Annotated in this window: 26 protein-coding genes and 2 pseudogenes; 21 read left to right on the top strand and 7 right to left on the bottom strand. The window is 60.5% G+C overall.

Features of this window, described 5'->3' with window-relative positions; all coding sequences use genetic code 11:
• Positions 1-401: integrase core domain-containing protein (locus PSO31014_RS20005; RefSeq protein ID WP_150553214.1), on the top strand; the 401-nt coding region annotated here is incomplete at its 5' end.
• Positions 402-438: 37 nt separating this feature from the next.
• Positions 439-789, top strand: a pseudogene (locus PSO31014_RS20000) (LysR substrate-binding domain-containing protein); the annotation flags it as partial.
• A 134-nt stretch (positions 790-923) separates the two neighbouring features.
• On the opposite strand, the gene PSO31014_RS19995 reads toward PSO31014_RS20000, so the two are convergent.
• Positions 924-1,889 carry a PDR/VanB family oxidoreductase gene (locus PSO31014_RS19995; protein WP_150553213.1) on the bottom strand — a complete coding sequence of 322 codons (966 nt, stop codon included), beginning with the start codon at positions 1,887-1,889 and terminating at the stop codon, positions 924-926.
• 238 nt (positions 1,890-2,127) lie between these two features.
• Between PSO31014_RS19995 and PSO31014_RS19990 the strand changes: the two genes are divergently transcribed.
• The 4 genes from PSO31014_RS19990 to nadC all read left to right on the top strand — a co-directional run bounded on the left by PSO31014_RS19990 (position 2,128) and on the right by nadC (position 6,202).
• Complete coding sequence (locus PSO31014_RS19990) at positions 2,128-3,462, top strand: MFS transporter (RefSeq protein ID WP_150553212.1); 1,335 nt, start codon at positions 2,128-2,130, stop codon at positions 3,460-3,462.
• A 53-nt stretch (positions 3,463-3,515) separates the two neighbouring features.
• A complete protein-coding gene (locus tag PSO31014_RS19985) occupies positions 3,516-4,508 on the top strand; it encodes a PhnD/SsuA/transferrin family substrate-binding protein (RefSeq protein ID WP_150553211.1) in 993 nt (330 codons plus the stop codon).
• Positions 4,509-4,633: 125 nt separating this feature from the next.
• Entirely contained in the window at positions 4,634-5,224 is a 591-nt protein-coding gene (locus PSO31014_RS19980) for a MarR family winged helix-turn-helix transcriptional regulator (protein ID WP_026131495.1), read from the top strand.
• Positions 5,225-5,356: 132 nt separating this feature from the next.
• Entirely contained in the window at positions 5,357-6,202 is an 846-nt protein-coding gene (gene nadC / locus PSO31014_RS19975; RefSeq protein ID WP_150553210.1) for a carboxylating nicotinate-nucleotide diphosphorylase, read from the top strand.
• 171 nt (positions 6,203-6,373) lie between these two features.
• Here nadC and PSO31014_RS19970 read toward each other — a convergent pair whose 3' ends face one another.
• Positions 6,374-7,549 (bottom strand): Gfo/Idh/MocA family protein, encoded by a 1,176-nt coding sequence (locus PSO31014_RS19970; RefSeq protein ID WP_150553209.1) that lies wholly within the window; start codon positions 7,547-7,549, stop codon positions 6,374-6,376.
• Between the two features lie 16 nt (positions 7,550-7,565).
• Entirely contained in the window at positions 7,566-8,897 is a 1,332-nt protein-coding gene (locus PSO31014_RS19965; protein WP_150553208.1) for a Rieske 2Fe-2S domain-containing protein, read from the bottom strand.
• A 411-nt stretch (positions 8,898-9,308) separates the two neighbouring features.
• On the opposite strand from PSO31014_RS19965, the gene PSO31014_RS19960 reads away from it, so the two are divergent.
• From PSO31014_RS19960 to PSO31014_RS19945, 4 genes are all read left to right on the top strand, one after another.
• Positions 9,309-10,112, top strand: a complete 804-nt coding sequence (locus tag PSO31014_RS19960; protein ID WP_150553207.1) for a transporter substrate-binding domain-containing protein — start codon at positions 9,309-9,311, stop codon at positions 10,110-10,112.
• 70 nt (positions 10,113-10,182) lie between these two features.
• Positions 10,183-10,842 (top strand): amino acid ABC transporter permease, encoded by a 660-nt coding sequence (locus PSO31014_RS19955; protein WP_017231447.1) that lies wholly within the window; start codon positions 10,183-10,185, stop codon positions 10,840-10,842.
• A 35-nt stretch (positions 10,843-10,877) separates the two neighbouring features.
• Positions 10,878-11,603: an amino acid ABC transporter ATP-binding protein gene (locus PSO31014_RS19950; protein ID WP_150553206.1), complete on the top strand. Its 726-nt coding sequence runs from the start codon at positions 10,878-10,880 to the stop codon at positions 11,601-11,603.
• 58 nt (positions 11,604-11,661) lie between these two features.
• A complete protein-coding gene (locus PSO31014_RS19945; RefSeq protein ID WP_150553205.1) occupies positions 11,662-12,678 on the top strand; it encodes a D-cysteine desulfhydrase in 1,017 nt (338 codons plus the stop codon).
• A gap of 93 nt (positions 12,679-12,771) precedes the next feature.
• Here the strand turns inward: PSO31014_RS19945 and PSO31014_RS19940 are convergent, their stop codons facing one another.
• The gene (locus tag PSO31014_RS19940; RefSeq protein WP_150553204.1) at positions 12,772-13,239 is read right to left on the bottom strand and encodes an Lrp/AsnC family transcriptional regulator; all 468 of its coding nucleotides are present in this window, start codon (positions 13,237-13,239) and stop codon (positions 12,772-12,774) included.
• 168 nt (positions 13,240-13,407) lie between these two features.
• On the opposite strand from PSO31014_RS19940, the gene metC (PSO31014_RS19935) reads away from it, so the two are divergent.
• Positions 13,408-14,595: a cystathionine beta-lyase gene (gene metC / locus PSO31014_RS19935; protein ID WP_150553203.1), complete on the top strand. Its 1,188-nt coding sequence runs from the start codon at positions 13,408-13,410 to the stop codon at positions 14,593-14,595.
• A 126-nt stretch (positions 14,596-14,721) separates the two neighbouring features.
• Positions 14,722-15,066 carry a DUF3088 domain-containing protein gene (locus tag PSO31014_RS19930; protein ID WP_150553202.1) on the top strand — a complete coding sequence of 115 codons (345 nt, stop codon included), beginning with the start codon at positions 14,722-14,724 and terminating at the stop codon, positions 15,064-15,066.
• 350 nt (positions 15,067-15,416) lie between these two features.
• Here PSO31014_RS19930 and PSO31014_RS19925 read toward each other — a convergent pair whose 3' ends face one another.
• A complete protein-coding gene (locus tag PSO31014_RS19925) occupies positions 15,417-16,280 on the bottom strand; it encodes an alpha/beta fold hydrolase (protein ID WP_150553201.1) in 864 nt (287 codons plus the stop codon).
• A 122-nt stretch (positions 16,281-16,402) separates the two neighbouring features.
• Here PSO31014_RS19925 and PSO31014_RS19920 point away from each other — a divergent pair, with 122 nt between their 5' ends.
• The gene (locus PSO31014_RS19920) at positions 16,403-17,254 is read left to right on the top strand and encodes a LysR substrate-binding domain-containing protein (protein WP_174976594.1); all 852 of its coding nucleotides are present in this window, start codon (positions 16,403-16,405) and stop codon (positions 17,252-17,254) included.
• Between the two features lie 262 nt (positions 17,255-17,516).
• Here PSO31014_RS19920 and PSO31014_RS19915 read toward each other — a convergent pair whose 3' ends face one another.
• Both PSO31014_RS19915 and PSO31014_RS19910 read right to left on the bottom strand, forming a co-directional pair.
• On the bottom strand, positions 17,517-18,641 hold the full coding sequence (locus PSO31014_RS19915) for a porin (RefSeq protein ID WP_150553199.1): 1,125 nt from the start codon (positions 18,639-18,641) through the stop codon (positions 17,517-17,519).
• Positions 18,642-19,045: 404 nt separating this feature from the next.
• Positions 19,046-19,972 carry a LysR substrate-binding domain-containing protein gene (locus PSO31014_RS19910; protein ID WP_150553198.1) on the bottom strand — a complete coding sequence of 309 codons (927 nt, stop codon included), beginning with the start codon at positions 19,970-19,972 and terminating at the stop codon, positions 19,046-19,048.
• Positions 19,973-20,083: 111 nt separating this feature from the next.
• On the opposite strand from PSO31014_RS19910, the gene PSO31014_RS19905 reads away from it, so the two are divergent.
• The 8 genes and pseudogenes from PSO31014_RS19905 to PSO31014_RS22885 form a co-directional block, all read left to right on the top strand.
• Positions 20,084-20,695 carry a cysteine dioxygenase family protein gene (locus tag PSO31014_RS19905; protein ID WP_150553197.1) on the top strand — a complete coding sequence of 204 codons (612 nt, stop codon included), beginning with the start codon at positions 20,084-20,086 and terminating at the stop codon, positions 20,693-20,695.
• A 73-nt stretch (positions 20,696-20,768) separates the two neighbouring features.
• On the top strand, positions 20,769-21,377 hold the full coding sequence (locus PSO31014_RS19900) for a glutathione S-transferase family protein (RefSeq protein WP_150553196.1): 609 nt from the start codon (positions 20,769-20,771) through the stop codon (positions 21,375-21,377).
• A gap of 147 nt (positions 21,378-21,524) precedes the next feature.
• Positions 21,525-22,691 carry a cystathionine beta-lyase gene (gene metC, locus PSO31014_RS19895; protein WP_150553195.1) on the top strand — a complete coding sequence of 389 codons (1,167 nt, stop codon included), beginning with the start codon at positions 21,525-21,527 and terminating at the stop codon, positions 22,689-22,691.
• Positions 22,692-22,723: 32 nt separating this feature from the next.
• On the top strand, positions 22,724-23,560 hold the full coding sequence (locus tag PSO31014_RS19890) for a transporter substrate-binding domain-containing protein (RefSeq protein WP_150553194.1): 837 nt from the start codon (positions 22,724-22,726) through the stop codon (positions 23,558-23,560).
• A 17-nt stretch (positions 23,561-23,577) separates the two neighbouring features.
• Positions 23,578-24,273, top strand: coding sequence for an amino acid ABC transporter permease (locus PSO31014_RS19885; RefSeq protein ID WP_150553193.1), 696 nt, complete (start codon positions 23,578-23,580; stop codon positions 24,271-24,273).
• Positions 24,274-24,356: 83 nt separating this feature from the next.
• Complete coding sequence (locus PSO31014_RS19880; protein WP_343039591.1) at positions 24,357-24,968, top strand: amino acid ABC transporter permease; 612 nt, start codon at positions 24,357-24,359, stop codon at positions 24,966-24,968.
• A 40-nt stretch (positions 24,969-25,008) separates the two neighbouring features.
• Positions 25,009-25,785: an amino acid ABC transporter ATP-binding protein gene (locus tag PSO31014_RS19875; protein ID WP_150553220.1), complete on the top strand. Its 777-nt coding sequence runs from the start codon at positions 25,009-25,011 to the stop codon at positions 25,783-25,785.
• A 44-nt stretch (positions 25,786-25,829) separates the two neighbouring features.
• Positions 25,830-26,882, top strand: a pseudogene (locus tag PSO31014_RS22885) (rhodanese-like domain-containing protein); the annotation flags it as partial.
• Between the last annotated feature and the right edge of the window lie 116 nt (positions 26,883-26,998).

The raw sequence follows: 26,998 nt of genomic DNA, 5'->3' as shown, positions 1-26,998 counted from the left end.
TTGATGATTTCAACCGCGAGGCGCTGGGCATTGAGGTGGATTTCTCGCTGCCGTCCGAGCGGGTGATTCGCACGCTGGAGCAGCACATGGAATGGCGTGGCAAGCCGAAGGTAATTCGTTGTGACAACGGCCCAGAATACCTGAGCACAGCCATCGTGACTTGGACGCAGAAGCTAGGTATACGGCTGGAATACATTGAGCCGGGCAAGCCGCAACAGAACGCGTACATCGAACGGTTCAATCGGACCGCGCGATACGAATGGCTCTCGCAATATCTGTGGGAAGACCTGGAGCAGGTTCGGCAGGCAGCGGCCGACTGGATGTGGACTTACAATCACGAGCGCCCAAATATGGCATTGGGCGGCTTTACCCCGAAGCAGCGGCTGGCCATGGCCGCTTAGTTTCTACTTCTCGCGGCCGTGGAAAATGGGGGCATTACAGCCCTGCATGTCCTATGCGTATCGAGCGCGCAGCGATGTCTGGCGCTTCACTAACGACGCTGGCGACGAGGAACCGGTGATGCCGACCGGCCCGCTGCGGGTGACCAATTCCGATGCGCTTCTGCCGATGCTGCTGGAAGGGCTCGCCATCGCAGAGCTGCCGGAATTCATCGCGGGGGAATATCTGAGCGACGGACGGCTCGAGGCGATCCTCACCGACTGGTCGTTGACGAAGGGCGGCCTGTACTTCGTCACGCCGTCGGCGAGGGCGCGGCCGGCGAAGGTGAGCGCGTTGTCAGACTACTTTGCCGAGCACCTGAGCGAACCGAACTGGCGCTGGCCGAAGTAATCACTGCGCATCAGCCAATTACGTCGTTGCGATAATGCGACGAGAAGTTTCAATCACTTCTGTTCTGGCCCAGATATCGCCGAGCAGATCACCTCGGCCCCGATGATGCGCAAGGGATGGGTTTCGCTTGCGGCTCAGAGATCGAGCACCAGCTCCGCTGATTTCGCGCGCGATACACAGACCATGATCTGCGTTTCCTCTTCGTCATCGCGCAACACGAGATCCCGATGATCCGCCTCGCCTGAGCACAGCCCCGTCCTGCACGAACCACAGGTGCCGCTTTCGCACGAACTCGGCACACGAACGTTCGCGTCGCGCAACACGTCGAGGATCGAGCGGTTGGCGGGAATGTCTAACGACGCACCGGTGCGGGCAAGCCGCACGGTGAACGGCGTGTTCTCGCGCGTATTCACGTTGCTCGCACCGAAGCTCTCGAAGTGAACGGTGCCCGACGGCCAGTGACCCGTCATGTCCCGCACGGTGTCCATCAGCGCCTGCGGGCCGCAGCAGTACACATGCGCTGACTTCGGCCGCTCGAACACAGGCCAGAAGTCGAACGCTTTCGACGGGTCGCCGTGATCGTGGTGAATCGTCACGTCCGAGCGCCACTCATCGCTGCTGAGTTCATCGATGAACGCCGTGCCTTCCGGATCGCGGGCGAGGTAGTACAGCTTGAACGAGCGCAGACCCTCCGTTCGCAACTGTCGCGCCATCGACAGCATCGGCGTAATCCCGATGCCGCCCGCGACGAGAATGAATGACTTTGCCCGCTCGTCGAGCGGAAATTCATTGCGGGGCAGGGATACATCCACGTAGTCGCCCTCTGCCGTGTCGTCGACGAAGCTCATCGAGCCGCCGCGTCCATTGCTGTCACGCTTCACCGCGATGACGTAACGATTGCGCTCCTGCGAGTCGTTGCACAGCGAATAGCTGCGTCGCAAACTGTTGGGCGCCACAACGGTCAAGTTCGCGCCCGCCTCGAACGGCGGCAACGGCGCGCCCTGCGGGTCGGTCAGATCAAAGCGCCAGATGTCACGGGCGATCTTCTCCTTGCCCGTAATCTTCAGACGAAGAAAGCCGTCTTCCTGGGGTGTCGTCATATCTGTCTCCTTCTGGCCGATCCGGCGCTGCGTTGCCTCAACATAAATCGCATATTATTACTAGATCTCTAATTTATCAAGTCAAGACGCGCGACGCTTCGTAACCTTATTCTCGGTATAAACCCGTGCTTGCCAGCGACAAAAAGTCGCCGTAACCTAAAAATTAGAAATCTAATTATGTGATGAGGGAACGCCTGTTCCAGCCGGCATCACAAATGAAATTCGGAGACATTGAGACATGGCACATTCAACGTTGCACTCAGGGGACGTACCCCTGCCTGCCGTCGCCGACTCGGCGGCCGAGGAGGCGACTTACCGCAAGATCACGCTGAGGTTGATGACCTTCCTTTTCGTTTGTTGGGTCCTTAACTATCTCGACCGCGTCAACGTCAGCTTCGCGCAACTGCAGCTGAAGCACGATCTCGGTATGAGCGACGCCGCTTACGGCCTTGGGGTGAGTCTGTTCTTCATTGGCTACATCCTGCTGGAAGTGCCGAGCACGCTCTTGCTCCGTCGCATCGGCGCCCGCAAGACCGTCACGCGGATCATGCTGCTGTGGGGGGGGATCTCCACTGCGATGGCGTTCATGACCGCTCCGTGGCAGTTCTACCTCGCCCGAACGCTTCTCGGCGCGGCGGAAGCGGGCTTCTGGCCCGGGATCATCCTCTATCTCTCTTACTGGTATCCGGCCAAACGCCGCGCTCGCATCACGTCGCGGTTCTTGCTGGCGATTGCGGTTGCGGGGATCGTCGGCGGCCCGCTTTCCGGCTATATCCTGCAAAACTTCATGGACGTCTGGGGTTTTCGCAACTGGCAGTGGCTGTTCTTCCTTGAAGGATTGCCCGCTGTGATTGCAGGTGTCGTTGCGTATTTCTACCTGATCGACAGGCCGCAGGAGGCCAAATGGCTGACCGATGAGCAAAAGCGTCTCGTCATCGGCGCCCTGGAGGAAGAAAGCCGCAGCAAGCCGCATGACGCGCCGAGCAATCTGCTCGCCGCACTGCGCGACCCGCGCGTGTATGTGATTGCCGCAGGCTGGGCCACGGTGCCCATTTGCGGGACCATCCTTAACTACTGGACGCCGACGATCATCAAACAGGCAGGTGTTTCCAACCTGTTGCAGATCGGCTTCATGTCGGCCTTGCCCTACATCGTCGGCGCCATTGCCATGCTGTTCATCGCGCGCAGCTCGGACCTGCGCCTCGAGCGCCGCTGGCACTTCGTCAGTGTGACGACAGCAGGCGCGGCAGGCGCTGTGCTCCTCACCCTGGTCACGCATAACTGGCTCGCTGCGATCGGATGCCTGAGTCTCGTCTCGATCAGCTATTTCGCGGCCGCAGCGATTATTTGGACTATCCCGCCGACGTACCTCAAAGGCACGGCCGCCGCCGGCGGTATTGGTGTGATCAGCAGCCTCGGGCAAGTCGGCGCCTTCTTTGCGCCTATCGTCCTCGGCTGGGTGAAGAGCGTGAGCGGCAGCTTTTCAGCGGGCATCCTGCTGGTCGCATTGTTTACGTTTGTCGGCGGCATCGCCGTGCTTCTGGGGGTTCCGCGCGAGCGGCGAGCACCGTAACGCGCGACTCTGGGTGCGACACCAGGAATTTTCATTGTGAGAAGGGAACAGGAATGAGCAAGCTTCAACTTTCCATCGCCGTGGGCAACTACGACCGGATGCGGCCGCTGATCGACGGCGACGTCCAGATCGACGGCGTGGACCCGGTGTTTATGTTGCAGGATCCGGAGGAGATTTTCTTCCGTGCGTTCCGCCATGCCGACTATGACATTTGCGAGCTATCGCTCAGCAGCTACTCGGTGAAGACGGCGGCGGGCACGTCGCCGTACATCGCCGTGCCGGTCTTCCCGTCGCGCGCGTTCCGCCACAGCTCGATCTACGTGCGCGCCGATCGCGGCATCAACCGGCCCGAGGATCTCAAGGGCAAGCGCATCGGTGTGCCGGAGTATCAACTCACGGCCAATGTGTGGGTCCGAATGTTCCTGGAGGAAGAGTACGGCGTGAACGCCTCGGACATTCGCTGGGTGCGCGGCGGCTACGAGGATCCGACGCGCGTGGAGAAAATCGCACTCAAGCTCCCCGAGGGCGTGGTGCTGGAGAACGCGCCGGAGGGCCGGACGATTTCGAACTTGCTGGCCGAGGGGGAAATCGACGGCGTGATCGGACCGCGCGCACCGTCGTGCTTCGACCGCGGACATCCGCAGGTGAAATACCTGTTCGACGATCCGCAGAAGGCCGCCGCGGAATGGTATGAGCGTCGAAAGCTGTTCCCGATCATGCACACGCTCGGCATTCGCAAGTCGCTCACGGAGCAGCATCCGTGGCTGCCCGGCGCCGTCGTCAAGGCGTTTGAGAAGTCAAAGGAGATCGCGCTCGCACGCCTGAGCGATACCTCGGCAACCAAGGTGACGCTGCCATTCATCGAGGACCAGTTGCGCAACGCGCGACGACTGATGGGCCACGATTTCTGGTCGTACGGCTTCGCGGAGAACGAGAAAGTGATCGACCGCTTCCTTGCCCAGCACCATGCGGAAGGGTTGTCGAGCCGCCGCGTGCAGCCCGCTGAACTGTTTCACCCGGCAAGTCTGGAGAGTTTCAAGATCTGAGGTCCCGCCCCGCTGGTTCGGTCGCGGCCGCGCGCGAACTCCCGCCGTACCCGTCTGCTGTGACTCATGCGCCGGATTCGGCGATATGATTGCCGTATGTTTGGTTATTACGGGATGAGGAAGGTATGGCAACAGCACGCTCCCTTGGCAAATCCGGGGCACAAAGCACAGATCCCATTCTCCGGCACTGGCGCGAGGCGGTGCCCGACGATCGTCTCGCCCACCTGATCAAGGATGCCGCCCGCGCGATGGTGCGCGGACTGCAAATGCGCCTCGCGCAACATGAGGTGTCGTTTGGCCACTGGGCTTTCCTGCGCGTTCTCTGGGTCAACGACGGGCTCACGCAAAAGGAACTCAGCGACGAGACCGGAACCACGACGCCCACCACCTTCAGCGCGGTGCAGGCGATGGAAAAGCTCGGTTATGTCGAGCGCCGTTATGCGCCCGGCAACCGCAAGAACACGCACGTCTACCTCACGCCACGCGGCCGGAACCTCAAGAAAAAGCTCGTTCCGCTTGCAGAAGAAGTCAATGAGATCAGTGTTGACGGTTTAAAGGCGACCGAGATTAACGTCGCGCGCAAGGTTCTGCTGACGATCATCGAGAACATGGCACGCGACGAATCCGAGTCTAACGATCCGTCGCGTCGCATTCCGTCGACGCGCGAGGTAGGTAATCTCATCGCGGCACGCGCCGAAGCGTCCGAACACGATTGACGCGCAGCGCGACACTTCAGACCATTCCCAGCTGGCCATATTATTATAGATCTAATAATATTGGTGACCGTGCCCACGCACGATGGCAGGCCACTGCATGCTGCTTTCCCGCTCAAGAATACGGATACTGGAATGGATGAAATGACCCGCGCGGCGATGTTGCGCAACGTCCGCGATGCGCTTGCGGAAGATGTCGGAAACGCCGACTGGACGTCGCAGCTGATCAACCCCGACGCCTCAGCCGAGGCTGTCCTGACCGTGCGGGAGCCCGCACGGCTGTGTGGCAGGCCGTGGTTTGACGAAACCCTCCGGCAGGTGGACCCGCGTATTGCGATTGAGTGGTTTGTCGGCGAAGGCGAAGGAATGCACGAAGGGCAGATCGTTTGCCGGATCACCGGTCCAGCCCGAGGCATGCTCGTTGCCGAGCGCACGGCGCTCAACTTCCTTCAGTTGCTTTCGGGTGTCGCCACCGAGACGAGTGCGATGGTGCGCATCGTCGAGGGCATGGCGGCGCGCATCCTCGACACCAGAAAAACGCTTCCGGGCTTGCGCCTCGCGCAAAAATACGCGGTGCGAATCGGCGGTGGCGAAAACCATCGTCGTGGACTGTACGACGGCATCCTGATCAAGGAAAACCATATCGCGGCCGGGGGCGGCATTGCCTCCACGATTCGGGCGGCGCAGGCTCTGGGGGCGGGCGTACCGGTGCAGGTCGAGGTGGAAACGCTCGCTGAGTTAAACGAAGCGTTGGCCGCGGGCGCCACCGCGATTCTGCTCGACAATTTCTCGCTCGACGCGATGCGCGAGGCCGTGGATGTCACCGCGGGGCGCGCAGAGCTGGAAGTGTCGGGTGGCGTTACGGAGGACACCCTGCGCGCCATTGCGGAGACCGGCGTGGACCGAATTTCGTTAGGCAAGCTGACGAAGAACGTCGCGGCGACCGATTTTTCGTTGCGCTTTGCGGCGTTCGCCGGATAGCGCAGTCGGGCGCACATAGACGCCCCGCAGAAGTCGCGGGGCCGTTTTGAGCTTTCCAGTTTTCCAACTGTCGGGCTTGCCGGAAGCGCCGATAAAAAACCCCTCATTTTAACTGTACTTGGCTCAGTTCAAAACGAGGGTAACAAGGGATCTTGCGCTTTCCTCGAGCGATCAAAGGGTTACATCTGCGCCCGTTTCGCTCGACTTCAGAATCGCGATGCAGATTTCCAGCGTGCCTTTCGCCCATTCGCCATCGTGCAGCGGTCTGCGTCCGTCGACGACCGCGCCATACAACTCGTCGATGACCTCGGCGCGCGGCACGGCGGGCGCAGGCAGCGGCAGCGTTTGGCGCTGTTCGTCGCCGTAGATGACGATCGAATCGGGCAGCGGGCGCAGGTCCGCATGCTCGCACGACACGATGATCGGGCCGAAATGCTGATGGAATCGTTGTGGCTCGTCCGCGGCGGCGGTGGGTGGTTTGTATGCCGACCCGCCGTAGGTGCCGGCAGCTTTGAGGTCGGCCTCGTCATCCGAGGACGCAAGCGTCTTCAGACGGCGGCGGGCGCTACCGTACGTGTCCGGGCTCGTACGATCGCCCATTTCGCCGATCCAGCCGCTCCACTCTTCGGTGTTGAAGTGGCCGTACCCGTTGTATGAGAGCGCGGCATAGGCGCCGTTTTCGAACCAGATCATCGCCGAATAGGCACCTTCGGTCGGGCGTGACGGATCCCACCGTCCCACGCTTGCGCGCAGACGCGTCGCGCGTGAGCCGGCCAGCATGCGCACGATGTCGATCTGGTGCGCCGCCTGGCTGAAGACGGCGCCGCCGCCTTCAGTCGTCGCCAGCTCCTCGGGCCGGCGTGGGCGGTACAGGTAGTCGGTGTAGTTGATGGCCTGGATCATCTTCACCGCGCCGAATTCGCCGAGACGGATCAACTCTCGCGTGCGCAGGTACGGTGTATCGAAGCTGTGGCAATGGCCGACGATCAGATGCACGCCTGCGGCACGGCATGCGGCGATCATGCGGTCGCAATCGGCAGCGCCGAGCGCCATGGGTTTCTCGACCAGTACGTGTTTGCCTTTTGCCGCGGCAATTTCCGTGTGCTGCGCGTGGAACTGGTGCGGACTCGCAACGTAGATGATCTCGACGTTATCGTCATCCGCCAACTCCGCCACGTCCGCATAGGTGGGCGCCGAGAAGTCGGCGGCGAACTGCCGCCGCGCTTCGTCACGCGGATCGCACGCAGCGACGAGCTGGACTCTGGGGTCGCGCAGGAAGGTCGGCAGCATCAGCGAGAATGCCCGCCCCAGTCCTGCAACCCCGATGCGCAAACGGCGCTGCTCCATAACCGTGTGCCTCCCGTTATTGCTTGACCTGGTAGTCCGTTGCGAGCGCGGCCGGCTGGTCGGCGAGTTCCGGGTTCCGCTTGCTGACGTAACGCGCGGCATACGTGCGCCAGTCGATTTCCTTCGGCACGACGGCTTGGTACGAGCATGTGTCCTGGGGAATCGCCTTCGCACCGGTGCCAATGGCGTTGCCGTCCTTCTCGAATTCAGCGAGGGCGTCGAGCATGCGGCGCCGGAATTCGACGATCGCGAGATCGCTTGCCCCAAGACGCTCGTCTGAGCGGTCAGCGATTGGACCCATCGTGACCCACATGGCGATGTCCTGGTTGGGGAAGCCCGAAATGCCTGTGAAATTGCCGGCCTTCATCGCCTGGCGGTCCTGCCAGAAGCGGTTGTCGTGATTGCGCAGCGAGCGATAGTGCTGGTCGAGATCGATGCCGACCTGCTGACGCAGGAACTTGCGCCAGGTTTCAGTTTCCGGTGTCGTCTCCGGATCGCCCCAGGCGATGAAGTAGAACGCCGTGTTCGTATCGTCCATCGGCACGTTGATGTTCGCGACGTTGTAGAGATTGTTTGGCGGAATCAGCACCGTGCCCGGCGCCACGAACACCGTCGAGCGCACGTAGTCGTGCGTGCCGGCGTTGAAGATTGGGCGGCGCAGCGCGGCATAACGGAAGCCGTAGTCGGTACGCTCGACCTGCAGGCGCGGGGCCTTGTCGGTGGAGGGGCGCAGCCAGTTCTTGTCGGTCGCCTCGGCGCCGCCGACGCGTGCCGGCACGAAGTCGGACGAATGCAGGCTGGAGCTATGTGCGGAGTCGATCGCGCCTTCGAGGATCTGCGCCCAGTTGCACGGCAACAGTGCTTTCGCGATGCTTACGCGGGTATTAGCGGTCGGTGCCCAGGCCGGCGGCAGGAAGTCGGGGATGGCGTCCTGCGGGCCCATGTACGCCCACACCATGCCGCCCCATTCCCGCACCGGGTAGGCCTTGTGCTTGACCTTGTTGGCCATGCAGCTCGTTGCCGGCTCGGACACCATTTCGAGCACGTTGCCCCCGATGTCGAACTTCCAGCCGTGATACAGGCAGCGCAGGCCGGCGTCTTCATTGCGGCCGTAGACGAGCGATGCGCGACGGTGCGGGCAGTACTCGTCCAGCACCCCAACGCGGCCTTCCGAGTCACGGAATACGACGAGATCCTCGCCAAATACGCGCGCTTTGACCGGCGCGCCATCCGGCTCGGCGACTTCTTCGATCAGGCAAACCGGCGTCCAGTGTCGGCGCATCAGTTGGCCCATCGGGGCATCGCCCTCGACGCGGCATAGCAATTCGTTCTCTTGGTGGGTCAGCATGTCATGTCTCCCGGCGATTGGTCGCCTTCATCAGCAAGTTTTGCTAACTATATTAGATATCTAGTTAAATTGGCAAGAGACTTGCTGGCGCACCCGGGAAAGTACGCATGGCGGATAGCGCTGCTCAACGGTGACACCCGACGTCATTTCGTTGCAACCGCAGCAGAGGGGTTTTGCAACATTGTCCGGCGCTAGAAAATATTCCTCACGAAGCGCGCGAAGTCCGCATGTTTTTGGAAACACTTTCCATTTTGACAGAATTAAGCTTGTCTTCAGTCGATCGACATTTGCGATTGCCGAATGGACTGACCGCCGCGCCGGCTTGACTGTGTCTCTGCTCCTCACGAACACGGCTGTTGACGCAATGCCGCTCGCCGAACAATTAAACAAACTACATCAACGGAGACAAAAATGAAGGGACTCAAGTCGCGGTTCAAGCCAGCGCTTGCCGCCACGCTTCTCTGCTGCGTCGTGGCCACCTCCGCCCATGCAACCGATCTGCTCGATACCGTCAAGCATGCTGGCGTCTTGCGGATCGCAATGGAAGGCACCTACCCACCTTTCGACTACCGCAACAACGATGGGCAACTTGAGGGATTCGACGTCGAGGTGGCGAAGGCAGTCGCGGCTCGCCTCGGCGTCAAGCCCGAATTCATCACGACGGAATGGAGCGGGATACTCGCTGGTCTGCAGGCCGGTAAGTTCGATGTGATTGTCAACCAGGTCGGGATTACCCCGGCTCGCAAGCAGGTGCTCGACTTCAGTGAGCCGTACATCTACTCGGCGGCAACGCTCCTGCAGCGGCGAAACGATACGCGCCAGTTCAAATCGCTTGAGGACCTGAAAGGTCTCAAAGTCGGCGTAACGATGGGTAGCAATTACGTCGACCTCGTGAAGACCAATCGCGCGGTCAATCTGCAGGTCTACCCGGGTACACCCGAAAATCTCAGCGATCTGGCTGCCGGTCGAATCGACGCGGCGCTCAACGACCGCCTGATGATCAAATACCTGATCAAGAATTCTCATCTGCCATTGCGTCCAGGCGAAAGCATTCCCGGAGGCGAGACTGAGATGGGCATTCCGTTCCGCAAGGGCAATCCAAAATTTGCGAAAGCGGTCAACGACGCAATCAGCACGATGCGCCAGGATGGCACGCTGAAGAAGCTTTCCATGCAGTGGTTCGGCACCGACACATCGACTCCGACGCCGCAATAACCCATCAGATATGTACGCGCATCTGCACGTGCCATGCAGATGCGTCTAACAATGGCCAGGAGACAAATTCATGGATGCCTTCCATCTGATCGTGCATATGCTCCCCGTTATGGCGATGGGCGCTGTACTCACGTTGAAGTTCGCCGTCGCTTCGATGGTGCTGGGATTGATCGTAGGACTCGTGGTCGCCATCATGCGGATCGGTAACAGTCGGACCTTGTCCGGCATCGCACAAGGCTACGTCAGCTTGATGCGCGGCACGCCGCTGCTCGTGCAGATTTTCGTCGTGTACTACGGCCTTCCCGATATCGGTATTTCGCTCGACCCAACCACGGCCGGCATCCTTACGCTAACGCTCAATACCGGCGCCTATCTGTCCGAGAGCATGCGTGGCGCGATCCTCGGGATCGGCCGCGGCCAGTGGGCCGCGTCGCACAGCCTCGGCCTCACCCACCTGCAGACGCTGCGCCACGTGGTGTGCCCGCAGGCGCTACGCCTTGCCGTGCCGAGCCTCGGCAATACGCTCATCAGCCTGATCAAGGATACGTCGCTCGTCTCGGTCATCACGGTAACGGAATTGCTGCGCTCGACCCAGGAAGCCATCGCGTCGACGTTCCAGCCGCTGCCGCTCTATTTGACTGCCGCTGCGATTTACTGGGTACTGAGTACGGTGCTTGCCCGGCTGCAAGGCGTGGTCGAAGCGCGCTGCGCGCTACCTTCAAGCCACTGAATCCGTAAGTTCAGCCAATGACTAAGAGTTCGAACATGATTTCTCTCGACAGCGTATCCAAGTGGTATGGCAAGCATCAGGTCCTCGAAGATTGCAGCGCCGAGGTCTCGAAAGGCGAAGTTGTCGTCGTCTGCGGCCCGTCTGGGTCGGGCAAGTCGACGCTCATCAAAACCATCAATGGCCTCGAACCATTCCAGAAGGGCTGCATCACCGTCGACGGTGTGCGTCTCGACGATCCGGCGGTCAAACTGTCGAAGCTGAGAGCGCGGGTCGGCATGGTGTTTCAGCATTTCGAGTTGTTTCCGCACCTGTCCGTGCTCGACAATCTCACGCTCGCCCAGACCAAGGTGCTGCGCCGGTCGCGAGATGAGGCCCACAGCACCGGACTATCGCTGCTAGAGCGCGTCGGACTTAAGGCACACGCGCAGAAATACCCGGGCCAACTGTCGGGTGGCCAACAACAGCGCGTGGCAATTGCTCGCGCGTTGTCGATGAATCCGGTGGCGATGCTGTTCGATGAACCGACGTCTGCACTCGATCCGGAAATGATCAACGAGGTGCTCGACGTGATGGTCGAGCTCGCACGCGACGGGATGACGATGATATGCGTCACACACGAGATGGGCTTCGCCCGCAAGGTCGCGCACCGCGTGCTCTTCATGGATCGCGGCGTAATCGTCGAAGATGCGACGAGCGATGCGTTCTTCAATACGCCGCGTGCCGAGCGGGCGCGGGACTTTCTGGACAAGATTCTGCATTGACTCGCCGAACGCCGTCGGCCGCCAGCCCGCGTCACCCCCACACCGTGCCGTTCCCCGTATGAAAACGACAAATCTTTCCGCCAGACTCGATACCTTTGCCCGCTTGAACCTGATCGAAACGGCAACGCCTCTCCAGCGGCTATCGCGTCTCTCAGCCCGCTTGGGTCGCGACATCTACGTCAAGCGCGATGACTTCACGTCGCTCGCCATGGGCGGCAACAAACTGCGCAAGCTTGAGTTTCTCGCGGCTGATGCGATCCGGCGGAAGGCCGATGTGTTGGTGACCGCCGGGGCCATCCAATCGAACCACGTCAGGCAGACCGCGGCGCTTGCCGCACAGCTCGGCCTCGATTGCGTCGCACTATTGGAGAATCCGATCGGGACCGATCGCGACGACTACTTGCGCAGCGGTAATCGCCTGCTGCTCGATCTGTTTCGCGTTCGCGTCATCGACGTTGACGGCCTCGACGACGCGGACCGACTGCTCGAAGCGACGGCACAGCGCCTGCGGGATGAAGGTCGCCGTCCGTACGTGATTCCGATCGGAGGGTCGAATGCGCTCGGCGCACTCGGCTACGTGCGCGCAGGTCTCGAACTCGAGCAACAGATAACCGCAACCGGGCTCACGTTCTCGAGCGTCGTGCTGGCGTCTGGCAGTGCCGGCACGCACGCGGGCCTCGCGGTTGCGCTCGCGCATGCGCTTCCGGCGACACCCGTGGTCGGTGTCACCGTGTCGCGCACGGACGCAGCACAGCGTCCGAAGGTGCAAAATCTCATCGAGCGCACGAGCGAATTGCTCGACGTCGAGACGCCGCCCGACACGCGTATCAATCTATGGGACGAGTACTTCGCGCCACGCTACGGCGAACCGAACGATGCCTGCATCGACGCGGTCAGACTGCTCGCCGAAACGGAAGGACTACTACTCGACCCCGTCTACACTGGCAAGGCAATGGCCGGCCTGATCGACGGAATCGCGCGCGGCCGTTTTGACGGAAGCGATCCGGTGCTGTTCCTGCATACCGGCGGCGCACCAGCGCTGTTCGCCTATCGCGACGCCTTGCGAGCAGGCTGACGCGCAGTATTCTTGACACATACCCGGCAGCCTCACGGCCATCGTGGGGGGGGCGCCGTCTGTCGACAAACATCGACAGACGGCGCGTTCGTGTCAGGCCCCCGGAACGTAACTGAGCGGAAGCGCGGTCGTCCGTTTAATGACCTCCATCGCGAACGCCGAGCTCACGTCCATCATTTCGACGCACTTGATCAGCCGCTTGTAGACGCTGTCATATCCGGCGATATCCGGCACGACAACCTTCAGCAGGTAATCCACATCGCCGCTCATCCGATAGATCTCGACGATCTCCGGAATCGAGCACACGCCTTCGACGAAACGCCTTGTCCACGCGTCGCCATGCTGGTTGGAGCGTACGGTCACAAACGCGGTCAGTCCCAGATTCAGCTTTGCCGGATCGCACAGCACGACCTGCTGCTGAATTACACCTTCATCGCGAAGCTTTTGCAGCCGACGCCAGCATGGCGTTGGCGACAGGCTCACTGCCTTGGCCAAGTCATTCAGACCAATCGTCGCGTCTTTCTGAAGCATCGTGAGAATTTGAACATCGCGTTTGTCCATGTTGTCCCCTATCTAGAAATAATTTCCAATCATAGCGACATTGACGACATTTTTTAAAAACAATTTCCGTCTGCGCGCAATTAACATGGCTTCAAGAGCAGCGGTGGCGGCGATGCGCTTTCACCACGCCGTTTTCCCCGACCGAACAGATGAACAGAGGATGGCGCCTTGAACACCCAGCACTCAACCGACACAATCCTGGCCCACGAAGGCCGCGCGCACAGCCAACTAGGCGCACCGGTGAATCCGCCCGTCTACCGGCAGTCGACGTTGCTCTTTGAGAGCATCGAAGCGCTGAAGGTGGCAAGCGGTACGCCGAACGCTTATGGGCGCGGTGGCAGCCCGACTACGCGCTCGCTCGAGCGCACGCTCGCCCGCCTCGAAGGGGCGCACCGCGCCCTGCTCACGCCGAGCGGACTCAGCGCAATCACGACGGCGCTGCTTGCCGTGCTCAATCCCGGCGATCATCTGCTGATGACGGACTCGGTCTATGATCCAACCCGCTCGTTCTGTGCGGGGACGCTCGCCCGCCTTGGTATCGAGACGACGTACTACGATCCAGCGATTGGCGCGAACATTGACGCTTTGATGCGTCCGAACACGCGTGCGGTATTCGTCGAGTCGCCAGGCTCGCTGACGTTCGAGGTACAGGACATCCCGGCGATCAGCCAGATCGCGCATCGGCACGACGCGATCGTGATGATGGACAACACTTGGGCCACGCCGCTGCATTTCCGCTCGTTCGAGCACGGCGTTGACGTCTCTATTCATGCAGCGACCAAGTACATCAGCGGACACTCCGACGTGATGATGGGCGCGATTCTTACAACCGAAGCGCTGTATCCGAAGATCAACCATCTCTACCGGCAGCTCGGCATGACCGTGAGCGGCGATGACGCATATCTCGCGTTGCGCGGCCTGCGCACGTTGTCCGTCCGGCTCGAGCGGCACCAGCGCAACGCGCACGCGGTGACCGAGTGGCTTGCAAAGCAACCGGAAGTCGCCGAGATCCTTTATCCCGCCCGACCGGGCTCGCCTGGGCATGCCCTATGGCGACGCGACTTCACGGGGGCGTGTGGCCTGTTCGGCGTCGTGCTGCATCCGCAATCCGATGAATCGATTCGGTCGATGCTCGATGGCATGACCTGTTTCGGCATGGGCTATAGCTGGGGCGGCTTCGAAAGCCTGATCCTTCGTTCCAGCCCGTCGAGCTATCGCACGGCGACAACGTGGCCGTGGAAGGGGCCACTGCTGCGGATTCACGCAGGCCTCGAAGATCCCGACGACATGATTGCCGACCTGGCGGCCGGATTCGAGAGGCTGCGCGTCGCCACCCTGACACAAATGGATGCCTGAACTGTCGCGATACCGCTCGGGCGCCGGGGAATGTGCGTATCGATTCTTCCGTTTGTGACACGGCATGCGGGCGCATCGCTTCACCCATGACTGCAATTTTTTACATCCACCTACAGCGAGACAACCATGAAAGACAAACTGTTCATTCTTCGTCCGGGCTTTTTCAAGGAGGCTGAGGGCCCGTTCTATTGCGGCGACTCGGTATCTGTCGAGGGTTTGTTGAGTTTCTGTCCCCAGCTGCGCGAGTCGGTTGATGTGGAGTACATCGATGCGCCGCGCCCGCGCAAGGCGATCATCGAACTGATCGGCGCAGACAACCAATCGGCTCCCGTGATCGTGCTTGGCGAAGGGCGGGCTCCGAAGGACGGGGGCGTCGCCGTTCAGGATTACAACGGGACACGCTTCATCAATGCGCCTGACGATATCCGGCGTTACCTGTCCTCACAGTATGACGTCGCTCAAGCATCGTGACAGTTGACGAGCCGCCTGATTCATCAGGCAGGCGCGTCTGACCGCGTTGCTCCGCGAGTGCGCTGCGCGACCCAGAGAATTCCTCTGCCGGTGCACAAGCTCACAATTTATTAACGCGCCGCTGGCCAATGGGGGACACGCCCGCGGCGCGATTGAGGATTCGCGAGGCGAGGATAACGAGGAACGGCGAAAGAATTCTCTGGGCGGATTAACGCACACAATCTATGTCCAGAGATATCTAGCCCAAGGCGCTTTTCTAAGCGCGGGGAAGCCCCGCCACGACGCACACCAGGTGCTCAGCAAGCCGGCCTGTCGGCCGTGCATGCCGCTGATAGCTATGCTTGGGATCACTACCCCGCCAATTGCACAAGCGCCCGATTAAACGCGCCAGGGTTAGCGATGTTCATGCCGTGCGAGGCGCCAGCGATGGTTTGACGCTCGGCGTGTCCGATCCACTGCTGAAGTCGCTCGACGGTGTTCCGGAACATGCGCGGGCTCTTCTGCCCATCGATCAACAGTGTCCGGCACTGGATTTCGCGGGCCGCTTCAGGGGTATAGGCGGGCAGTGGATCACGCAACTGCTTCGGCAGCGTTACCGCATTGTCCAACGCCATCCTGCGGAAGCTCTGGGTGCTCTTGCTCCAGAAGCCCGGCATGGTGACCGAGTCCACAAACAGGTTCAGGCCGGCGTCGAATTTGCCTTGCTCGATCAACTCGGCGGCCGTGGCTCTCAGCAATTGCGTCGCGGGCGGCAATTTACCGGTCTCCGCGTTCGGCGTCATCTGCAACGGACCGCCGGGGTCGGCCAGCGTGAGCGTCTTCACCAGATGCGGGTATTGTCGGGCCAGATGAAACGCCACGCAGCCGCCACGCGAGTGGCCAACCAGATGCACGGCGCCAAGGCCCAACGCCTTGATGAACTCCGCCATTTCCATCACGTGCGCGTCCCAACTGAAGTCGCCGTGCCCGAACGCGTGCGTTTCCGGCCAATAGTGCCCCAGGCTCGGCGCGAAACAGTGGAAGTGCGCCGACAACGCGGCAAGCTGAGGATCCCAGTAGCGGTAATCGCACAACGATCCGTGCACAAAGACCATCGGCTCGCCGCTTCCGGCTTCCACGTAGGGCACCGAGGCGCCTGACGCAATGGCCGCAAAATTGGGTTGCGGCTGCACACCGGCAAGGGCCAGCGTCGTCAGGGGCGTGTGGGCATTCATGGTCAAGACTCCGTTTTCCCAAACTTTGCGCCAATGCGATGGAAAAGAAAATCGCATAATATTGATGCAATCTTTCAGTTTTTCTGATGCATCTACGCGAGCCAATACCCATGAGTACCGAGATGAAAGCCCTCGATGTTGGCGTGCTCACCATGATCGTTGCCGTTGCCGATACGGGCACGATCAGCCGAGCGGCCGATCTGGTTCACCGCTCGCAATCGGCGGTGAGCATGCAGATCAAGGCGCTGGAGTCGGCGCTTGGCAAAGCGCTCTTCGTGCGTAAGCCGCGCAGTGTGGTGCCGACGCAGGACGGCGAGGTGCTGCTGGCATACGCGCGACGGATCATTGCGCTGCGCGACGAGGCCTGGGCCGCGGTTGTGCGGCCGGACGTGACGGGCCGCGTGGTGATCGGCGTGCCGGACGATTACGCGTCGTCGCTCTTCCCGCCGATTCTCAAGAAATTCTCGGCGAGCTTCCCCAAGGTCGAAATCCAGGTGATTGGCCTGCCCAGCGTTGCGCTGGCGCCGATGCTGCGCGACGGCACGGTGGACCTCGTGTGTGCAACGCGAGTCAAAGGACTGACCGGCGAATTCTTGCGGCACGAGCCGATGGTATGGGCCGCCGCCCCGGGCGCGACGGACATTTGGCGAGAGCGGCCACTGCCCATCGCGGTGTTCTTGCCGGGCAGCGTGGCACGCGAGAAGGCGATTCGGAGTCTGGAGCGCGCAAAGATCGCCTATCGAACGTCGTATGAGAGTCCGAGCCTGCTGGGCCTGCTGACGATGGCCCGAGCCGGCCTCGCCATTACGCCGCTGGCGCGATGTGCCGTGCCGTCCGATTTCACGTTGCTCGGAGCGGCGCATGGCCTGCCCGAGATCGGCACGCTCGAGATCGTGCTCGCGCGAAGTGTGACGTCCAACCGACAACCCTGCGATTTTCTCGCGGAGCGCATCATCGCCGAATTGAATGCGTGAGTGCGCTGAGTTGAGCCCCGCCTGCCTTTGTCCGCGGCAGCGACGTGACCGAAAGTGCTGCCTCGAGACGGATAATCTGCTGACTAAGCGCGGAGGTCCCAACGCCTAGTTCGGAGGCGCCCCGGGCCATCTGAGAGCGAATGGCGCACGCGACCTGCGAGCGTGCGCCGCCACGCGCATTTTTGATGGACGCTATGTGGCTGCCCATTCTTGTTTTCGCGCGCTTGTACCGGCATGACGCCGGTTACCCGTTTCGATGCAATTAAAACCGGTGGCGAAGGCCGACGGTCACGGCCGTCTGATTGTTTGTGGACGACGCCGTCAGTCCGTCGATGTCGGCCGTAATGCCAGATCGCCCGGTGCCGCTGACATGCTGATAGATGGTCTGCAGATAGACGTCGGTTCGCTTTGACAGCAGATGATCCAGCTCGACGTTCACTTGGTTGAACTTCGGCGACACACCATTGAAATTTGCGTCAGTGAACGTGTACGAACTAAGCAGCAGCCATGCTGGTGTTATGTTGTAACGCACGTTGACTTCGTAGTTCGTGAAGCGCGCGCTGCTTCCCGCGAGTGCGAGATTGCCGGAACGTCCAGACGCCGAGCCGCTGATGGAGACTGGGTTGTCAAGGCGCGTTTGCGTAAACACCAGGCCGACGGTCGTCTTGCCGAACGCGTAATTGAGCCCGGCACCATAGGTGCGCTGACGTTCCGCAGTAAAAGGAGCATCGTCGCTCACAGCGCCGCTGGGATTGACGGAGGTTCCGCCGTGATTGACGAACAAATACGAAGTAGCAAATCTCAGCGATCCATACGCGTAATCCACACCAAGATTCCACGTGCGATTCGCGCTGAAACCTCCTGCTTGGTTCGAGAAGCCATAAATGCCGCCGAATCGTAATCCGCCATACGTCGGGCTCTGATACTTCACAGAGTTATTGACGCGGAAAGAGTTGTTGAGATTGTCGTTGTCGTATGGGTGATTGGACCAGGAGCCAGCGGGAAGCGACATCGGACCGAGGTAGTCGACGATGTTGCTTGTCTGCCGCCCTACCGTTACGGTGCCGTATTGCGTGCTCGCCAGACCGACGAACGCTTGGCGTCCGAATTGTCTGCCACCCTGTTTTAGCTTGCCATCGAGAATGCCGTACCCGCTCTCTATTGTGAACAGCGCAGACAATCCCCCGCCGAGATCTTCGACACCTTTCAAGCCCCAGCGGTTGCCGTTGAGGCTGCCCGCGGACGTCTGCACATTGTGCGAACCCCCTTGATTGCTGACGAAGGTAATTCCGGTGTCGATGAGGCCATAAAGCGTCACTGCACTTTGCGCATGGGCGAGCGATGTCGTTGCGGACAGAATGCCCGCAAAAAGGAGTTCTTTTCTCAAGATTCAATTCCCTGTAGATGTGAGGGTATTCGACACGAATCAGCAAGCATCGTTGACATGCAAAAATGCCTGATTTGCCGAATGCCAAACGCTATTTCATCGCCATTGGCCAGATGGGTATTGAGTAACTCGTGCCGAAAATTACCAAGTCAATTTCGGATTTGAAATTAATTTTTTCTTATGCTGCATAACTGCGACGAATTGTTCACGCGTGAGCGCGCGACATGTCGACACTTATCTCTGAGGGGGGAGTGATGCAGCAATGCGACGGCGATGACGAGCCGCTCGCTATCGAGCCGTCGATCCGATCTGGGGGAGTCGATGTGGTAACGCGAAGGCCAGGCGAGGACCTGTATCCCAGCCATCACATGGCGAAGGAGCGCTGTCCTTCTTTGTCATGACGCTTATATGCTCGACGGCGTGCATGCCTTCTGAACGATATCGCGGCACAGTTGAGGGGCGAGCATCGTGATGAACGCGTAAGTGTATGGCCGCAGGTAATGCTTGCTGTTCAGTACGAGGTAGGTGGTGCTCTCTGGGAACAAATGATCGACGTTGATTGCGCGCAAGCCGAAATCACGGTGCGGATCGAACGCGATGTCGGGTAACACGGTAACGCCGAGTCCATGTTCAACATACGCTTTGACGACGTCTGCATTGGTGCCCTGCAGCAGCGTCGGTGACCTGAGCTGCAGTCGATCAAGCTCGCGCAGCAGTGTCGTGCGCGAGTTCGACGGCTCGAAAACCACGATCGGATAGCGTGCGATGTCTTCGAGGGTAGGTCGCGCCACGTCGAGGAGTGCATGCCCGACGGGAACCAGCAACACCCGCCGGTACGTGTGGAAGGGAAGCGCCACGAGACCCACGGGCAGCGAGTCGAATGTACTGAGCACGCCAATGTCCGCGCGACCGGTTATGATCGCGTCGAGAATTGCTTTGCCACTCTCGGGCCGGATGGTAATTTGCACCTTCGGGTATTCCCGAGTGAATGTGCTGAGTACCGTGGGCAGACGAAAGCGCGCCTGAGTGTGACTCGCTGCAATGGCGAGAGTCCCGTTCTCATCGGTGCGATGCGCCCGCCCAAGTTGTCGGATGTCGTCGATCTCCATCAACGCGCGCTGGGCTCGCTCGATTACCAGTGCACCATCACTACTGATCGCAACGAGGCGGCTGCGCTGCCGGACGAAGATTGCGAAGCCGAGTTCCTCTTCCAACTGTCGGATCTGCGTGCTTACACCAGGTTGCGACGTATTCAACGTCTCGGCGGCTTTGGAAACATTGAGATCCTGGCGGGCCACCTCGCAAATGCAGCGTAGTTGCTGAACGTTCATGGTGGACCTCCCCCTGCATGTATAAAAAAATCGTATAGCACATTATAGAGAGTTACTTCCTCTGCAAAAAATGAATTGGTAACGTTTCTCCATCAAACAGGAGAAATAGATATGGATCGTCGCACCAAACGCCACGCCCTTGTGCAGGAAACAATGGCGCAGATCATCGAACGAGTTGGGCAGCGCACTCCTGATCGCGCGTTACTGAGCGAAGTGAGCCGGATCCTGCAACGCCTCACCGCAGCGCAGGACCTATTCCCATTAGAAGATTTTCCGGCCCCGGAGATCGGTGCTCCGCAGACATCGCTGCGTTATCTGCTGAACGAGTCGCAGGATCATGGCTTTGCGCTGTACGTGAATTCGATCGTGCCGGGCAAGCGCACTGCGCCGCATAACCACGGCACTTGGGCCGTTATCGTCGCCTTGGCGGGAGAAGAGCTGAACCGCATCTACCGGCGCGTCGACGACGGTAGCGACCCGGAGCGCGCGCAGCTCGAACTGGATCGGGAATACGTCGTGCGACCGGGTGCACCCATCGAGTTCATGCCGGACGATATCCACAGCATCCACGTTGACGGCGCCAGCACCGTGCGACATCTGCACTTGTATGGCCGTGCTCTCGAAACATTGAGTGATCGAATTGGCTTTGATCTGGAGACCGGTCGGGTCCTCAACTACAACCAGAATTTCATGCGGCCGACCGTCGGCAAGGATTTCGCGTGATCCACGCGAAGTCAATGGAGCGCTCGCGCAACGGTAAGCGCGGGCGACACGGATATTCGCACGGGGGTCGTCAATGATTGAAGTATGGGGACGCAACACGTCATCCAATGTCGCGAAGGTGGTATGGGCGCTGAAGGAGCTCGATGTGCCGTTCGAACTTCACCTTGCGGGTGGAGACTTCGGGTCGCTGCGCTCTGAAGAATACGTGTCGCTCAATCCCAACGCTCGAATTCCGACGCTGCGCGATGGCGCGTTGGTGTTGTGGGAATCGAACGCGATCGTCCGCTATCTTGCCGCGCGCTATGGTGACGGCGCGCTGTGGCCGGTTGATCCTGGTGCGCGCGCGGCCAGCGACAAATGGATGGATTGGGCGTCGCTAAATCTCGTCCCGGCGTTGCGGGCGCTTCGTGAGGCTCTGAAGCAGTCGGCCCCGATCGATCATCGACGTGCGCTGGGCAATCGCGTTGTCGCGACAGCGAAGATCCTGGATGCGAGCCTGGGCGAAGGGCCGTTCATAGCCGGCGCCCGGCTCACGATTGGGGACATCGCACTCGCGCCGCACGTTCACCGGCTATCGCTCGTTGACGATGTGCTCGCCGAACTGCCATCGGTTGAGCGTTATCGCGCGGCGCTGAGCGCAAACATTGGCTATCGCGAATGCGTCGAAGCGCATATCACATGAGTTGAGGCAAGGTCAGCGCGCGCCGAGCATCGCCAGGAACGAACGTATGAATCGTCTGGATCGCTCGTCTCGCGTTTGCGCAACCGACCTCGTTGAGGCGGCGCATCGCCCGTCATTGAGCCATAACGTAAACGGACAAACTATTTCATGAAACGAGCAGATACGGTATTGACCCATGCCGGTCGTAGCCCCGCCGACCACGCGGGGACGGTCAACCCGCCCGTATATCGAACATCGACGGTGATCTTTCCGACGCTGGCATCGTATGAAAAGCGGCACGAATTGGGTGACCACGGCGTGCGCTACGGTCGGCATGGCACGCCCACGACATTTGCTTTCGAGCGCGCTGTCGCCGAGCTGGAGGGTGGCTACCGCTCTGTGGCGCTACCCAATGGTCTGGCTGCTATCGCATCAACGCTTCTGGCCCTTGCCGCGCCGGGCAGCCATGTATTGGTGCCTGATACGGTGTACGCGCCCGCGCGCAAATTTTGCATGCGGCGACTCATGCCGCTCGGCATCGATGTGCAGTTTTACGACCCAGGGATCGGTGCCGGCATCGCAGCGTTGATTCGCCCGGAGACGGCCGTTGTGTACTGCGAATCGCCTGGATCGATGACGTTCGAGATGCAGGACATTCCGGCGATTGCGAAGGCGGCGCGGGCCGCAGGCTGCGCGGTCGTCGCCGATAACACATGGGCTACCCCCTACTTCTACTCGCCGTTCGAACATGGCGTCGACGTATCGATACACGCCGCCACCAAGTATATCGGTGGTCATTCCGATTTGATGATGGGCGTGATCACGACCAATGAACGCTACTGGCGTGTGGTGCGCGATGCGGTGAGCGATTTTGGCTATGGCGTGAGTCCCGACGACTGCTACCTCGCGCTGCGAGGACTGCGCACGATGGGAGTGCGATTGAAGCAGCAAATGGAGAGTGCACTGGCCGTTGCGCGCTGGTTGCAGGCGCGACCGGAAGTCAGCCGCGTGCTTTATCCCGCGCTACCCGAAGACCCGGGACACGCGCTGTGGAAGCGCGATTTTCGCGGGGCGGCGTCGTTGTTCGCCATCGTGGTGCGCGAAGAGTGCACAAACGTACGAGGCTTCGTAGACGCGCTTCGGCTATTCGGGATTGGGTCGAGCTGGGGCGGCTACGAAAGCCTGGTCAACGTCGTCCACGCCGAAGCGGTGCGGACCGTGAACGCGTGGCGGCCGGAGGGGGCAGTGATCCGTCTTCACGTTGGTTTGGAGGACGTTGCGGATCTGATCGGCGATCTGGAGCAAGCAATGCCTGCGCTGCAGAGCGCGTGTTGACATGCAATTTTGACGAAGAGAAGGGGACAAATATGAGTAAAGGCATCGTCTGGAAAATCGCGGCTTTGTTCGCAGTACTGACGTCATCGGTGCTGATGACGGGCGCGCACGCCGCCACGCTCGCGGAAATCAAAGCGCGCGGCAAGTTGATTTGCGGCACGCAGAACGCGACCGCTCCGTATGCGTATCAGGATCCAAAGACCCGCACTTTCGTTGGCTACGACGTCGATATGTGTCACGCGCTCGCCACCGGGCTCGGCGTTGCACTGGAACACAAACCAATGTCGACCGAGGCGAGAATTGCGGAGTTGGACATGGGGCGCGTTGACGTGGTCGCGGGCTCGATGACTTATCTGCCACAACGCGCGCAACAAGTCGACTATAGCCTGCAGTACCTCCAGGACGCGATCCGTGTCCTGGTCAAGAAGAAGTCCGGCGTCACCGACATTTCGCAGCTCAAGGGTGCTCGCGTGTGCGCGACCAGCGGATCTGGTTCCGCCGCCGTTGCAGGCCGGGTGCTCAAGCAGGCAAAAATCATTACGTTTAACGACATCGCCGCATGTTATCTCGCGCTGCAGGACGAGAAGGTGGATGGTGTGGTGGGCGGTGAATTGGGTTTGATCCGCTTTGAGAACAGTGCCAAAAACGGGGACGACCCGACCGTGCTGCTGCCGCAACCCGTATTCATCGAACATATGGGAATCGTAGTGAAGAAGGGCAATACCTCGCTCCTGGCGGCGATTAACCAAGTGATTACTCAAATGGATCGCAGCGGTGCGCTCAGTGCGACATACGACAAGTGGCTGGGGTCGCAGTCGATCTACAAGCTGACTCGCACCTTCAAGGTCGAACCCGTCGATCAGCCCTGATTTGGCCCAATTGAACGATGCAATTTAATCTTTCGTTCCTCCTGACAAACGGTTTTGCCGACATGCTCCTCTCTGGCGCGCGCACCACTTTGTCGCTGTTCGCGTGCGCGTGGGTCGGAAGCTTCATCGTTGCGCTGGTGATCGTCGTGCTGCGGGTGGTGCCCGCCAGGCCGGTCACCGCGTTGATGAGCGCGTTCGTCGTATACCACCGCAACGTGCCAACCGTCGTGCAAATCATGGTTTGGTATTTCGGTATGCCACAGATGCTGCCTCGTGCCATCCAGATCTGGATCAACCACCACGACAGCGAGTTCCTGTTGGCTGCCATTGCACTGTCTCTTAACGCCGCCGCGTATTTCTCGGAGGACATTCGCTCGGGGCTGCGCTCGGTCCCGTACGGGCAAATTGAAGCGGCGCGCTCAATCGGCCTGAGTGCTGGCGGGTCGATGCGATACGTGCTGTTGCCGCAGGCGCTGCGCATCGGTTTGCCTTCGCTGCTCAACCGCTCGCTGATCCTGTTCAAGGACACGAGCCTTTCGATGGTGATCGGAGTGGCGGAAATGACGTATCAAGTGCATGCCATCGAAAACCAAACGTTTCGCGCGTTCGAAGTGTTCGCGGTATCGACGGTGTTTTATCTAGTGTCCTGTTGGCTTTTGATGGGCCTGGGCGCGTGGTTGTCCCGGCGCTACGCGCCGGCGCCTAGGGGGTGAGCGCGATGTTCGACATTCTGCATCGATACCTGCTGGTCTTTCTGGTGGGCGGCTGGCCGAGCGGGCCGATCGGCGGCTTCGCGTTGACGCTGATCCTTGCGGTCCTCGGCTTGGGGCTGGCGTTTCCGGTCGCACTTGTGCTCGGGCTGGCCCGAATGAGTCCTTGGCGCGTACTACGTTGGCCCGCATTTGCCTGGGTTTACACGCTGCGTGGGATCCCGCTACTGATGATTGTGTTTTGGGCTTACTACGTGATTCCGCTTGCCACCGGGCGGACGATTTCAGCGTTTCACACAGCGCTTGCAGCAATCGTCGCCTACGAGGCGGCGTTTCTCAGCGAGATCGTGCGGGCCGGATTACTCGCATTGCCGCGCGGACAAGCCGAGGCAGCCCGCGCGTCAGGTTTGTCGTACCTGCAGTCACTACGGCACGTGTTGTTGCCGCAGGCGCTGGTGAACATGATTCCTTCGTTCGTCAATCAGTTCGTGTCGACGATCAAGGCAACCTCGATCGTGTATGTGATCGGCGTGCAGGAAGTGACGTTTTCGGCGCAACAGGTGAACAGCATGGAAACGACGAATGCGCTGCAGGTTTTTCTGGTGTTGGCCGGGTTTTACCTGTTGGCCTGTGCATCGCTTTCGGCGCTCGCGAGAACGCTGGACAGACGTATCCAGCGACGACGCGCGGCGCAATGAGCATTCGGCAAGAGATGAGAAAGGATTGGAGATGGACGCGATGATCGAGTTCGACAACGTACAGAAATGGTATGGCAAGTATCACGCGCTGAACGGCGTCAGCGGGAGCGTGAACAAAGGTGAAGTGGTCGTCGTCTGCGGGCCATCTGGCTCCGGCAAGTCGACATTGATCCGCACGGTGAATCGCTTGGAAGACATCGGCGGGGGCAAGATCTACGTTGACGGCAACGATATCCACGCCACGGGGCGGCGTCTGAACGCACTGCGCGCCGGAATTGGCTTCGTATTTCAGCAGTTTAATTTGTTCCCGCACTTGTCGGCACTCCAGAACGTCATGCTGGCGCAGATCAAGGTGGCCGGAATGCCGCGGCGGGACGCCGAGCAGCGTGCAATGGCGCTGCTGGAACGGGTTGGACTCGGCCATCGCGCGGACGCGATGCCGAGCATGTTGTCGGGAGGGCAGCAGCAGCGCGTTGCGATCGCGCGCGCGTTGGCGCTGCAACCCCCGCTGATCCTGTTTGACGAGCCAACCAGTGCACTGGACCCTGAGATGGTGAGCGAGGTGCTGGGCGTCATGAAGACACTCGCGGCGGACGGCATGACCATGGTGGTTGTCACACATGAGATGGGCTTCGCGGCTGATGTGGCTGACCGGATTTGGTTCATGGATGCCGGCACGCTCCTCGAAGATGCGACGCCGCAACAATTCTTTTCGGCGCCGCGCCACCCGCGTGCACGCCAATTTCTATCAGACGTGGTACGGCCTCAGCCGTTGGCTGATTCCCTTCCTGTTTTGCACCCGGCCGCGGGCGCATGAGTGCGTCTTCGTAGCGCCACCGTATCGACATTGGAGAAAGGTAGATGATGCATCTCGACGACGTCTCGATCGAGCAATTGAAGCAATGGTTGGCGGGTAGCGACGAGTTCGCGCTCATCGACGTCGGCGAGGAGGGCGAATTCGGACTCGGCCATTTGCTGCGGGCGATTAACGTCCCATATAGCCGGCTCGAACTGCTGGTGCCGCCGCTTGTACCGCGTCGCACTTGTCCGATCCTGCTGATCGATCACGGAAACGACATTGCGTCGCGCGCGCGTGAACGACTGCATGCGCTCGACTATACGCAGGTAGGCGTAGTGCGGGGCGGCGTACCTGCGTGGCGTGCGGCCGGCAATCAGGTGTTTCAAGGCATTTATGTTCCCAGCAAGGCCTTTGGCGAGTGGGTTGAGCATACTTTCGGCACGCCGTCGATCGATGCAGGTCAGTTGGCGGAATTGTTGGATGCGAACGCCGAGGTGATCGTGCTTGACCCGCGCACGGAAGCGGAGCACGCCGCCCGCCATGTACCGTCCGCCGTGTCTTGCCCGGGCGGGGAACTGGTCTATCGATTCGACGATCTCGTGTCGTCGCCTGATACGCTGGTTGTCGTTGCGTGTGGTGGACGCACGCGTGGCATCGTCGGTGCTCAGACGCTGATCAACTCCGGCGTGCCTAATCGTGTCGTTGCGCTTGCGGATGGCAACCACGGTTGGCGCCTTGCGGGTTTCGAGCTGGAAGTCGGTATGCACCGCCGCTTCCCTTCAGTGAGCGAGGCGGGTAGCGCACGCGCGGCCGAGCGCGCGCGGGAAGTCGCTCGCCGTTTTGACATCGCAAGCATTGATCGCTCGACGTTCGACGACTGGATGTCCGAAGCACAACAGGCGTGTCGCACGACGTACGCGTTCGACGTCCGCACGCCGCAGGAATTCGCAAGCGGCCGCCTTCCCTGCACGCGGTCGGCACCGGGTGGACAGTTGATTCAGGCGACCGATCAATGGCTCGGCACTTTGAACGCTCGTGTCGTGCTGATCGATTCAGACAACGCGCGTGCGACGATGACCGCGCACTGGCTCAAGCATATGGGCTGGGACGTCTATGTGCTGACGGACGCCTTCGGCGTAGATGCGCCGTCTTCGAACGCGGCTCAGGTTAACGGCTACGCCGTTGGTGCCGACGCGGCAGATCAAGCTGCGCGAGTTGAGCGCGAATGGAG

Source organism: Pandoraea soli (assembly GCF_902459595.1).
GTDB classification, from domain to species: domain Bacteria; phylum Pseudomonadota; class Gammaproteobacteria; order Burkholderiales; family Burkholderiaceae; genus Pandoraea; species Pandoraea cepalis.
This window is presented reverse-complemented; position numbering and strand designations above follow the sequence as displayed.

Excerpts from the sequence above, each read along its gene's own strand:
- PSO31014_RS19875 (WP_150553220.1), top strand. The coding sequence starts at position 25,009 with ATGATCGAGTTCGACAACGTACAGAAATGGTATGGCAAGTATCACGCG.
- PSO31014_RS19970 (WP_150553209.1), bottom strand. The coding sequence starts at position 7,549 with ATGGAGCAGCGCCGTTTGCGCATCGGGGTTGCAGGACTGGGGCGGGCA.
- PSO31014_RS19890 (WP_150553194.1), top strand. The coding sequence starts at position 22,724 with ATGAGTAAAGGCATCGTCTGGAAAATCGCGGCTTTGTTCGCAGTACTG.
- metC (WP_150553195.1), top strand. The coding sequence starts at position 21,525 with ATGAAACGAGCAGATACGGTATTGACCCATGCCGGTCGTAGCCCCGCC.
- PSO31014_RS19900 (WP_150553196.1), top strand. The coding sequence starts at position 20,769 with ATGATTGAAGTATGGGGACGCAACACGTCATCCAATGTCGCGAAGGTG.
- PSO31014_RS19955 (WP_017231447.1), top strand. The coding sequence starts at position 10,183 with ATGGATGCCTTCCATCTGATCGTGCATATGCTCCCCGTTATGGCGATG.
- PSO31014_RS19905 (WP_150553197.1), top strand. The coding sequence starts at position 20,084 with ATGGATCGTCGCACCAAACGCCACGCCCTTGTGCAGGAAACAATGGCG.
- PSO31014_RS19995 (WP_150553213.1), bottom strand. The coding sequence starts at position 1,889 with ATGACGACACCCCAGGAAGACGGCTTTCTTCGTCTGAAGATTACGGGC.
- PSO31014_RS19980 (WP_026131495.1), top strand. The coding sequence starts at position 4,634 with ATGGCAACAGCACGCTCCCTTGGCAAATCCGGGGCACAAAGCACAGAT.
- PSO31014_RS19950 (WP_150553206.1), top strand. The coding sequence starts at position 10,878 with ATGATTTCTCTCGACAGCGTATCCAAGTGGTATGGCAAGCATCAGGTC.
- PSO31014_RS19925 (WP_150553201.1), bottom strand. The coding sequence starts at position 16,280 with ATGAATGCCCACACGCCCCTGACGACGCTGGCCCTTGCCGGTGTGCAG.
- PSO31014_RS19920 (WP_174976594.1), top strand. The coding sequence starts at position 16,403 with ATGAAAGCCCTCGATGTTGGCGTGCTCACCATGATCGTTGCCGTTGCC.
- PSO31014_RS19965 (WP_150553208.1), bottom strand. The coding sequence starts at position 8,897 with ATGCTGACCCACCAAGAGAACGAATTGCTATGCCGCGTCGAGGGCGAT.
- PSO31014_RS19985 (WP_150553211.1), top strand. The coding sequence starts at position 3,516 with ATGAGCAAGCTTCAACTTTCCATCGCCGTGGGCAACTACGACCGGATG.
- PSO31014_RS19945 (WP_150553205.1), top strand. The coding sequence starts at position 11,662 with ATGAAAACGACAAATCTTTCCGCCAGACTCGATACCTTTGCCCGCTTG.
- PSO31014_RS19960 (WP_150553207.1), top strand. The coding sequence starts at position 9,309 with ATGAAGGGACTCAAGTCGCGGTTCAAGCCAGCGCTTGCCGCCACGCTT.
- PSO31014_RS19930 (WP_150553202.1), top strand. The coding sequence starts at position 14,722 with ATGAAAGACAAACTGTTCATTCTTCGTCCGGGCTTTTTCAAGGAGGCT.
- PSO31014_RS19910 (WP_150553198.1), bottom strand. The coding sequence starts at position 19,972 with ATGAACGTTCAGCAACTACGCTGCATTTGCGAGGTGGCCCGCCAGGAT.
- PSO31014_RS19990 (WP_150553212.1), top strand. The coding sequence starts at position 2,128 with ATGGCACATTCAACGTTGCACTCAGGGGACGTACCCCTGCCTGCCGTC.
- nadC (WP_150553210.1), top strand. The coding sequence starts at position 5,357 with ATGGATGAAATGACCCGCGCGGCGATGTTGCGCAACGTCCGCGATGCG.
- PSO31014_RS19940 (WP_150553204.1), bottom strand. The coding sequence starts at position 13,239 with ATGGACAAACGCGATGTTCAAATTCTCACGATGCTTCAGAAAGACGCG.
- PSO31014_RS19885 (WP_150553193.1), top strand. The coding sequence starts at position 23,578 with ATGCAATTTAATCTTTCGTTCCTCCTGACAAACGGTTTTGCCGACATG.